We start from the raw sequence: 10,171 nt of genomic DNA, 5'->3' as shown, positions 1-10,171 counted from the left end.
TGCAACGGTCCGGGGGTGGCGCACGCGGCCTCGTCCAGCAGCGTGTCGCGGTCACGCAGCGCCACGATGGCGTTGATCGCGGGGTTTGCGGCGTCGATCCGATCCAGCGTTTCCGCCATCAGATCCCGGGCTGTGAGGGTTCCGGCGCGCAGGGCGGTCAACTGGTGGGTTGCATCGTGGTTGATCATGGGCAAGTTGATGTCCTGCTGCACGAACAGGGTCAAGATACTTTTCGATGCGGCCCCGATGCCCGGATCGGGAAGAGGTGCGCGCGTCAACGTATGATCCGAACGGGACAGATTCCGGCCACGGCAGCATCGTGTTCGCAACCTTTACGACGCGCGCGGCATCCGCATCTCCGGAGGTCGGCTACCTTCGACCCACACGCAGCTTTGCGATACAACCCGACAGTTTCCGTGGCCAGCCTAAAGCGCGCGCTGCGTCTGGGATGAGGGCAGAATCGTATTGGCAGTGTCCTGAAGCTTGGGCAAGATCTCTGCAACGAGCCTCTCGCGATCCCAGGTATGTGCCGAAACCGAACATTGCACCGCTGCAAATGCGCGCCCGTCTGGGCCGATGATCGGTGCCGCAATCGCCAGTTCGTTCAGAATCATCTGACCGTTCGAGATCGCATAACCATGCTGCACCGCGTCCTCGACGCTGGCGCGGATCTTTTCGCGATCCAGCGTCGTGCTGGGGGTAAAGACCTTGATCGGCCAGTGATCCACCGCCGCGCGCCGCTCTTCTTCGGGATAGGTCGCAAGAATGGCGCGCCCTGCCGATGTTGACAGCGCGGGCAGGCGTCGCCCGATCACCGTCGCGGCAAAATAGGTGCGCTTGCACGGCAATCGGCTGACGTAGATGATATGGTCCCCGGACAATTCGGCAAGATTCACGGTCTCTGCCAATTCTTGACTGAGTTGGATCAGCTTGGGCATTGCCTGCCCGACAAGAGGGTCTGACCAGTAATAGGCATACGCCATTTCAAGCCAGGCATGCGAGGGACGAAACCGCCGTGTGCCGGGGTCTTTGTCCAGCATCCCCTCGATATGGAGCGTGTTGGCCAGGCGCTGCGTGGCGCTTTTATCAAGGCCGGTGCGCGCGGCAAGCTCCGACAGTGAAAGCTCGCTATGGCTTTCATCAAACGCCCGCAAGAGCCGCAGCCCCTTGGCAAGCGACCCGACATAAAGCGTATTCTGCTTTGTTTTCATGCGCATCTCACGAAATCAGGACACCCCCCCATGCAAAGGGTTGACGGATGCACTTGTCACGATCTTAATGGATCATATGACAACATTTAGTATCGCTATATGATACGCATGGCAAGCCCGGAAACCACCGCGATCCCATGATCGCCCAGAGACACGTCACATCGACAAGGGAGATACCGATGAAAAAATCCTGGTTGAAAACCACCATCGCCAGCGCTGCGCTGATCGCGGCTTGCGGCGGCGCATGGGCTGAAAAGGCGAATGACACCCTGCGTGTGGCCTTCACCAAAGAGCTTGAGAATGTGGACAGCTATTTCAATTCCTCGCGCGAAGGCGTGGTTCTGCAACGCGCCATCTGGGATGGACTGGTCTATCGCGACCCGATCACCAACGAATATTCCGGCAATCTGGCCACGTCGTGGGAATGGATTGACGATGTCACCCTCGAATTCAAACTGCGCGAGGGCGTGACTTTTCACAATGGCGAGGCGTTCAACGCCGATGACGTGGTCTACACCGTCGATTTCGTCGCCAAGGAAGAAAACGGCGTCAAGACACAGCGCAACGTGAACTGGATGAAATCCGCCGAGAAGATCGACGATTACACCGTCCGCATCCATCTCAAAGAGGCCTTTCCCGCCGCGATCGAGTTCCTGTCGGGGCCGGTCTCGATGTATCCCAACGAGTATTACGCCGAGGTCGGCCCAAGCGGCATGGGCCTCAAACCTGTCGGCACCGGTCCCTACAAGGTGGTTTCGGTGATTCCCGGTCAGCATTTCGTGCTGCAAAGGAATGACGACTATCATGACAGTCCCAAGGGCAAGGCCAGCATCGCCAATGTCGATATCCGCACGATCCCGGATGTGAACACCCAGATGGCAGAACTGTTCAGCGGCTCGCTTGATCTGATCTGGCAGGTGCCCGCCGATCAGGCCGAGAAGCTGGCCCAGATGGATCGGTTCACCGTGTCCAACGAATCGACCATGCGGGTTGGCTATCTGTCGATGGATGCCGCCGGGCGCTCGGGCGAAACGCCGCTCACCGATGTGCGCGTGCGTCGCGCCATAAATCACGCCATCAACCGCGAAGAGTTGGTTGCGGCCCTGCTCAAGGGCAAATCCAAAGTGGTATGGACCCCCTGTTTCCCAAGCCAGTTCGGCTGCGTTCAGGACGTCGCAACCCAGTATGAGTATAACCCGGAAAAGGCCAAGGCCCTGCTGGCCGAAGCGGGCTACCCGGATGGTTTCACGGTCGAGTTCTACGCCTATCGTGACCGCGAATATTCCGAGGCGATCCTGAGCTATCTCAACGCCGTGGGCATCAAGGCGGATTTCAAGTATCTGCAATATTCGGCGCTGCGCGAGTTGAACATGACCGGAGACGTGCCGCTGGCCTTCCTCACCTGGGGCAGCTTCTCGATCAACGACGCCTCGGCCATGGTCAGCCAGTTCTTCAAGCACGGCTCGCTTGACGACGCGCGCGACGATCAGGTGCTTGCCGATCTCACCATCGCCGACAGCGCAACCGATGACGCAACCCGGATCGAGCATTACGGCAAGGCCATCGCCCGCATCACCGATCAGGCCTATTGGGCACCGATGTTCTCGTACAACACCAACTATGTGTCCACCAAGGAGGTAAGCTATACGCCCACCGCCGACGAGGTGCTGCGTTTTACCACGATGACCTGGAACTGAACTCCGGGTCTGTCGGGGGGGCACATGCTGCCCCCCGCCTTTCTTTTCTGCCATGATCCACGTTCAATTCCCGTCGCCCGCGCCCATTCCTGCCCGCGCCAATCAAAGGGGCTGCCGCTGTGCTCCATTTCATCCTGAAACGCCTCGGGCTTGCCATCCTGGTGGCCTTTACCGTCTCTTTCATCAGTTTCAGCCTGCTGTTCATGGCCGGAGATCCCGCCGTTGCCCTTGCCGGTGAGACCGCCAGCGGCGAGGATATTCTGGCCTTGCGCAAGCTTTACGGCTTTGACCGCCCGATGCTGGTGCAATACGGCGAATGGCTGTTTTCCGCCCTGCGCGGCGATTTCGGAGAAAGCTATTACTTTCGCCTTCCGGTCGCCTCGCTCATCGTTGACCGCCTGAGCGTGACCATGACCCTTGGCCTCTGCGCCATCACCTTTGCCCTCGTGACGGCCGTCCCCCTCGGCGTCGCCGCCGCGATCCGCCCCAATTCGATCATCGACCGCGTGGCCCTGTTCCTGTCGGTCGCGGGTCAGGCAATGCCCAGCTTCTGGTTCGGCCTGATCCTGATCGTGATCTTCGCCATCCAGCTTGGCTGGCTGCCTCCCTCGGGCGCCTCCAGCCCGGTGCATTTCATCATGCCGACCATCGTTCTTGGCTATTACGCCATGCCCGCGATCATGCGCCTGACGCGGGCGGGTATGCTCGACGTGTTGTCGTCCGACTATATCCGCACCGCCCGCGCCAAGGGGGCCCCCGAAATGCGGGTCCTCTTCCGTCACGCCCTGCGCAACGCAATTATCCCCGTGGTGTCGCTGGCGGCGGTCCAGATGGGCTTCATGCTCGGCGGCTCTATCGTGGTTGAATCGATCTTCGCCCTTCACGGTGCCGGTTATCTCGCCTGGGAAAGCATCGCGCGCAACGACCTGCCCACGGTTCAGGCCCTGATCCTCGTCTTTTCGATGTTCTACATCGTCTTCACCTTTCTCGCCGATGTGCTGAACGCCTGGCTTGACCCCCGTATGCGGAGCAGCTGAGATGACCATGACCGCCGCCCCCGATCCCCTCTTGCAAGAGATCACCGGCCCCACGCCCGGCCAGATGCTTCGCAAACGGGTCTTTGGCCATCAGGGACTGTTGATTGGAGCCTCTGTCGTGGGCCTGCTGCTGCTGGTCGCGATCTTTGCCCCACTGCTTGCCCCGCATGACCCCTACGCCCAGAGCCTGATGACCCGGATGCAGCCGCCGGTGTTTCTCGGCGGCTCATGGGAGCATCCGCTTGGCACCGACCATCTGGGCCGCGACTATCTCTCGCGGCTGATCTATGGCGCGCGCGTCTCGCTTTTGATCGGGGGCGTCGCGGCCCTGATATCCGGCGTGATCGGCACGGCCATGGGTGTGGCCGCGGGCTATTTCGGTGGGCGCGTCGATATGGTCGTGACCTTCCTGATCAACGTGCGCCTTGCCATGCCGGTTGTGCTTGTCGCGCTTGCGGTGGTGGCGATCCTCGGTGGCTCGCTTCAGGTGGTGATCATGGTGCTCGGCTTGCTGCTCTGGGATCGCTTCGCCGTGGTCATGCGCGCCTCGACGCTTCAGGTGCGGAACCGCGAATATGTCTCTGCCGCGCGGGCCATCGGGGCCTCGACCCCTCGGGTGATCCTGTCGGAAATCATGCCCAATATCGCCAACAACCTGATCGTCGTGGTCACCCTTGAAATGGCCCATGCCATCCTGCTTGAGGCGGCGCTATCCTTCCTCGGCCTCGGGGTGCAACCCCCGACGCCAAGCTGGGGCCTGATGGTGTCCGAGGGCAAGAACATGATGCTGTTCGAGCCGTGGATGGTGCTTATCCCCGGCGCGGTTCTTTTTGTGCTGGTGCTGGCGATCAACCTCATGGGTGATGGGCTGCGCGATGTCACCGCCCCCGAAAACCGGAGCTGAGCCATGGAATCCCCGCTTCTGCGCGTCCGCAACCTGACCCTTGATATTCCCGTAGGCGGAGGCACACTCCATGCTGTGCGCGGTATTGATTTTGATCTCAAGCGCGGCGAAACCCTCTGCATCGTCGGCGAAAGCGGGTCGGGCAAATCGCTCACCTCGCTGGCGCTGATGGGCCTCTTGGGCAAAACCATCCGACGATCCGCCGATGAGATGAGCTTTGACGGCACCGACCTCACGCGCGCCAATGCCCGCACCATGCGATCCCTTCGCGGCGCGCGCATGGCGATGATCTTTCAGGAACCGATGACCTCTCTCAACCCCGCCTATACCATCGGCGATCAGCTTACCGAGGCCCTGTTGCTGCATAAACCCGTTGGAAAAGAGGCCGCGCGCGTGCGCGCCATCGAGCTTTTGGAAAAGGTCGGCATCACCGCCGCCGCAAGCCGCCTTTCGCAATATCCCCACCAGCTTTCGGGGGGGCTGCGCCAGCGGGTGATGATTACCATGGCCCTGATGTGCGAGCCGGAATTGATCATCGCCGATGAACCCACAACCGCGCTTGATGTGACCATTCAAGCCCAGATCCTGCGCCTGCTCCATGATCTCGGGCGCGAGATGAACATGGCGATGATCCTGATCACCCATGATCTTGGCGTGGTGGCGCGCGTCGCCGACAAGGTCGCGGTCATGTATGCCGGCGAACTGGTCGAAACCGGCTCTGCGACCGAGGTGTTCAACACGCCGTCGCATCCCTACACGCGTGGGCTGCTGCGTTGTATCCCCTTGCCCGGAAAGACCAAACGAGGCGGCACCCTTGGCACCATTCCCGGCATGGTGCCCTCCTTGATCGGCGATGTGGCGGGCTGTGCCTTTCGCACCCGCTGCCCCCATGCCGCGCCCGCCTGTCGCGGCGATATCCCACGCCACACCACCGATGATGGCCACGCCTTTCGATGCATCCACCCTGACGGCAAACGCCACGCAGAAGAGGCCACCGCATGACCACCGCCGCCCCCATCCTTGAACTGCGCGGCGTGACCAAGACCTACCGTGTGAAGCAGGGTCTGTTCGGCACGGCACGCCCCCTGACGGCGGTCAACGATGTGTCCATTTCCCTGCCGCGCGGCGAGGTGCTTGGCCTTGTCGGTGAATCCGGCTGCGGCAAATCCACCCTCGCCAAGATCCTGCTGGGGCTTGAACGCCCCACGGCGGGTCAGGTTCTGGTCGATGGTCAGGAAATCGGCGCACAGGATCGCATGGCCCTCGCGCGCCGGATTCAGCCAATCTTTCAAGACCCGTATTCATCCCTGAACCCGCGCAAGAGCATCTTTGACATCGTGTCTCTGCCGCTTCGGGTGCATCGCATCGGTGACGCTGCAAGTTGGGACAAAGAGGTCCGTAAAATTCTCGATATCGTCGGCCTTCCGGCCCGCGTCATGAACACCTTTCCAAGCCAGATGTCGGGCGGCCAGCGTCAGCGTGTGGCCATCGCCCGCGCCTTGATCATGAAACCCGAAATCGTGATCTGCGACGAACCCACCTCGGCGCTCGATGTGTCCGTGCAAAGCCAGATCCTCAACCTTCTCGGCGATCTGCGCCGTGAATTTGGCCTCAGCTATCTGTTCATCAGCCACGATCTGGCGGTGGTCGAACATCTCGCGACCCGCGTCGCGGTGATGTATCTTGGCCGCATCGTCGAAGAGGCGGCGGTCGACGGATTGTTCGACCATGCCCGCCACCCCTATACGCAGGCGCTGTTGAAATCGGTCCTGACGCCGGAGCCGGGTCTTGGCGTGCCCGACACACAGCTTGGCATGGCCTATCCCAACCCGATTGATCCGCCCTCGGGCTGTCATTTCCATCCGCGCTGCCCCAAGGCCACCGAGTTGTGCAAGACCAAGGCCCCGCGCGCGCTGCCTACGCCTTTGGGCCATGTCGAATGTCACCTCTATGACCCGAACGGCCCGATGAATACGCCCAAGGAGGGTTAGCAATGTCCGACAGCCTGTCGCGCAGCATGGTCACGCGCAAAACCGTCATTGAAACCGAATTTGGCGTCGTTGCCGCCCAGCATCGTCTGGCCGCTCAGGCCGGGGCCGATGTTCTGGCCGCCGGAGGCGATGCGGTCGATGCCGCCGTCGCCGTGTCGTTCGCCATCGGTGTGCTCGAGCCGTGGATGAGCGGCCCGGCCGGTGGCGGTGCCCTGATGCTCTGGCGCGCCGACACCGGCACCGCGCAGGCGCTTGACTATGGCATGCGCTCTCCGGCATCGCTTGATCCGGCAGATTATCCGCTGACCGGCAGGGGTATCGCCGGCGATCTCTTCCCCTGGGAAGAGGTGGTCGAGGATCGCAATGTCCAGGGTGCCACCGCAGTTGCCGTGCCCGGTCTTGTCGATGGCATGGGACAGATGCACGACCGCTTTGGCCGCCTGCCTTGGGCCGATCTTCTGGCCCCCGCGATTGCCTTTGCCAAGCAAGGGTTGCTGGTCGATTGGTATGCCGCCCTTGTGATCGCCTCAAGCACGCGCGCCCTCGCCAAAGACCCGGATGCGGCGGCGCTTTTCCTTGAAGATGGCCAGTGGCCCACCATCAGCGGCTGGACGGCCCTTGCCGAAAAAAGGCTGGATCAGAACCGCGTGGCCGACAGCCTTGACCAGATTGCCCGCCATGGCGCGCGCGCCCTCTATGACGGCGATCTGGGCGTCGCCATCGCCGGTGACATTCAGGCCAAGGGCGGCGCGCTCTCGCGCGAGGATCTGCTTGCCTACCGCGCCCGGATACTTGAGCCACTCAGCTTTGACTATCGCAAAACCCGCTTTCATGTCCCCCCCGGCCTGACCGCCGGGCCGACCTTTCAGCACGCCCTCTCGCTGATGGAAACCCGCGCCATGGGCCAAATCCCCGGCCCCGAGGCCTTCGCCGCCTATGCCGATGGCCTCAAATCCGCCTATGCCGCCCGGCTTGGCAAAATGGGCGACACGGGCGAGACCGAACAGGCCCCCGGCTGCACGACGCATTTCTCGGTGGTGGATCGCTCTGGCAACATGGTCTCGCAAACACAGACCCTGCTGTCGATCTTCGGCTCTCGCGTGGTCTCGCCCTCGACCGGCTTTCTGATGAACAACGGTATCATGTGGTTCGACCCGATTCAGGGGCGCCCCAACTCGCTTGGCCCGGACAAGGCCTGCCTGATGAACGTCTGCCCCATTCTGGGCGAGACCGGCGAGACGCACTTTGCATTTGGGGCATCGGGGGGGCGCAAGATTGTCTCTGCCATGGCCCAAATGGCGTCTTTCGTGGCTGATTTCGGCATGGATATCGCGGACAGCTTCCACCACCCCCGGATTGACGTTTCGGGCGGAGAGACCATCGTGGCCGATGAAACCCTACCGCCCGCCGTGATCGCGCGGCTGCGCGCCGATCACCCGGTTCACACCGCACGGCGAAGCCCCTTCCCCTACGCCTTCGGCTGTCCCGCCGGAGTGATGCGCCGGGGCAAGGTCAACGCCGGCTGCACCGAAATCATGTCGCCCTGGGGCGATGCAATCAACGAACAGACAGGACAGCCAGGCCAATGACGCGCAGCACCGCAATCGACACGGTTTCAGCCTATTTCGACGACAAGCGCTTCCAGTCAGAGCTTGCTGATCTGGTCGGTTTCGAAACCGAAAGCCAGAACCCCGCTCAGGCCCCCGAGCTTGCCCGCTATCTGACCGAGGCCATGGCGCCCCGGCTGGCGGCCATGGGCTTTACCTGTGCGACCTATCCCAACCCGGTTGCCAATGCCGGGCCTTTCCTGATTGCCGAGCGGCACGAGGACGATGACCTGCCCACGATCCTGACCTATGGCCATGGCGATGTGATCCGCGCCCAGACCGATCAATGGCGCGCGGGCCTCCACCCGTTCAGGATCGTCGAGGAGGGCGACCGGCTTTATGGGCGCGGCACCGCCGACAACAAAGGTCAGCACCTCATTAATATCGCCGCGCTGAATGCGGTCCTTCAAACCCGTGGCGCGCTTGGCTTCAATTGCCGGATCGTGATTGAAACCGGTGAGGAAACCGGCTCTCCGGGCCTTGCGGAGTTCTTCACCGCGCATCGCGACAAGCTGCGCGCCGATGTCCTCATCGCCTCTGACGGGCCGCGCCTGCAACCTGAAACGCCCACCATGTTCATGGGCTCGCGCGGCGGTGTCACCTTTGATCTGATTGTCGATCTGCGCAAGGGCGCGCATCATTCGGGCAACTGGGGCGGGCTTCTGGCCGATCCGGCCATGATCCTGGCGCAGGCGCTCTCGGTCATCACCGATGCCCGTGGCCAGATCCAGATTCCCGAATGGCGCCCCGACAGCCTGACGGACGATGTGCGCGCCGCCCTGCATGGCCTGCCGATCGAGGGCGGCGACGGTCCCGCCATCAACCCCGATTGGGGCGAGGAAAGCCTGACCCCGGTCGAGCGCGCCTATGGCTGGAACAGCTTTGCCATCCTTGCCATGACAAGCGGCGTGCCCGAGGCCCCGGTCAATGCAATCTCCGCCCATGCCCGCGCCACCTGTCAATTGCGCTATGTGGTCGGCACCGTGCCCGAGGACATCCTGCCCGCCCTGCGGCGCCATCTCGATGCGCATGGCTTTGACAGCGTTCGGATCGAACCCCACGACCGGGGCTTTTTCCGCGCCACGCGGCTTGATCCCGGCCACCCTTGGGTCACGTTCGTCGCCGCCTCACTGGAGCGGACATCGGGGCAAGCGCCCCATATCCTGCCCAATCTCGCCGGGTCGCTGCCCAATGACTGTTTCGCCGATATTCTTGGCCTGCCGACCGTCTGGGTGCCGCATTCCTATCGCGGTTGCTCGCAACATGCCCCGGATGAGCATGTGCTCAAACCCGTCTGCCGCGATGCGTTGCGCCTCATGGCCGGGTTGTTCTGGGATATCGGCGAAGGCGGCACGCCGACGGGCCAGGGGGGCGGTCACGGTCGGCGGCGACCGTGACGCTGGATGGGACCGGCTCGAACGATCCCGCCGCGGGGCAGCCGCTGAACGACCCGTGGACGCGGGCCGCCCGCGACCCGGCGTGACACTGTCGGATGCGGCGGCGTGTCCTGGGTTCACCAGACTCAAAAGTTCGATGGCCGCAAAAAGGCGAGTTTGGCTAGGCGATTGATTATCCGGCACATTTTCATCGCGACTCTTGGTAATCTCCCCCTTTTTAACGGGGTGCAGCCGTAGAATTCACGCAGCCATTTTCAGTTTCATGGCGGGTGTGATGCCGCCGATGCCCATGTTGGGGCGGTCGTTGTTGTAAGTCCATAGCCATTG

8 protein-coding genes and 1 pseudogene are annotated in these 10,171 nt (G+C 62.3%); 7 read left to right on the top strand and 2 right to left on the bottom strand.

The genetic code is table 11. The features are described from left to right. Together KAK09_RS18010 and KAK09_RS18005 are read right to left on the bottom strand one after the other, a co-directional pair. A pseudogene (locus KAK09_RS18010) lies at positions 1-224 on the bottom strand (hypothetical protein); the annotation flags it as partial. A gap of 201 nt (positions 225-425) precedes the next feature. Further along, entirely contained in the window at positions 426-1,211 is a 786-nt protein-coding gene (locus KAK09_RS18005; protein WP_210880312.1) for an IclR family transcriptional regulator, read from the bottom strand. Between the two features lie 179 nt (positions 1,212-1,390). Here KAK09_RS18005 and KAK09_RS18000 point away from each other — a divergent pair, with 179 nt between their 5' ends. The 7 genes from KAK09_RS18000 to KAK09_RS17970 all read left to right on the top strand — a co-directional run bounded on the left by KAK09_RS18000 (position 1,391) and on the right by KAK09_RS17970 (position 9,844). Continuing rightward, complete coding sequence (locus KAK09_RS18000; protein ID WP_210880311.1) at positions 1,391-2,908, top strand: ABC transporter substrate-binding protein; 1,518 nt, start codon at positions 1,391-1,393, stop codon at positions 2,906-2,908. 119 nt (positions 2,909-3,027) lie between these two features. Beyond that, positions 3,028-3,945 (top strand): ABC transporter permease, encoded by a 918-nt coding sequence (locus KAK09_RS17995; RefSeq protein ID WP_210880310.1) that lies wholly within the window; start codon positions 3,028-3,030, stop codon positions 3,943-3,945. Positions 3,946-3,952: 7 nt separating this feature from the next. After that, on the top strand, positions 3,953-4,849 hold the full coding sequence (locus KAK09_RS17990) for an ABC transporter permease (protein WP_210880313.1): 897 nt from the start codon (positions 3,953-3,955) through the stop codon (positions 4,847-4,849). Positions 4,850-4,852: 3 nt separating this feature from the next. Continuing rightward, on the top strand, positions 4,853-5,851 hold the full coding sequence (locus tag KAK09_RS17985) for an ABC transporter ATP-binding protein (protein WP_210880309.1): 999 nt from the start codon (positions 4,853-4,855) through the stop codon (positions 5,849-5,851). Continuing rightward, positions 5,848-6,840 carry an ABC transporter ATP-binding protein gene (locus tag KAK09_RS17980; RefSeq protein ID WP_210880308.1) on the top strand — a complete coding sequence of 331 codons (993 nt, stop codon included), beginning with the start codon at positions 5,848-5,850 and terminating at the stop codon, positions 6,838-6,840. Before KAK09_RS17985 ends, KAK09_RS17980 begins: the two co-directional genes overlap by 4 nt. A 2-nt stretch (positions 6,841-6,842) precedes the next feature. Then, a complete protein-coding gene (locus KAK09_RS17975; protein WP_210880307.1) occupies positions 6,843-8,429 on the top strand; it encodes a gamma-glutamyltransferase in 1,587 nt (528 codons plus the stop codon). Next, positions 8,426-9,844, top strand: a complete 1,419-nt coding sequence (locus KAK09_RS17970) for a M20 family metallopeptidase (protein WP_210880306.1) — start codon at positions 8,426-8,428, stop codon at positions 9,842-9,844. Before KAK09_RS17975 ends, KAK09_RS17970 begins: the two co-directional genes overlap by 4 nt. Positions 9,845-10,171 lie beyond the last annotated feature (327 nt).

Origin of the sequence: Roseovarius autotrophicus (genome assembly GCF_018069895.1) — a bacterium.
Taxonomy (GTDB): Bacteria; Pseudomonadota; Alphaproteobacteria; order Rhodobacterales; family Rhodobacteraceae; genus Roseovarius; species Roseovarius autotrophicus.
Note: the sequence above shows the minus strand (reverse complement) of the source record. Positions and strands in the feature narration are given on the sequence as shown.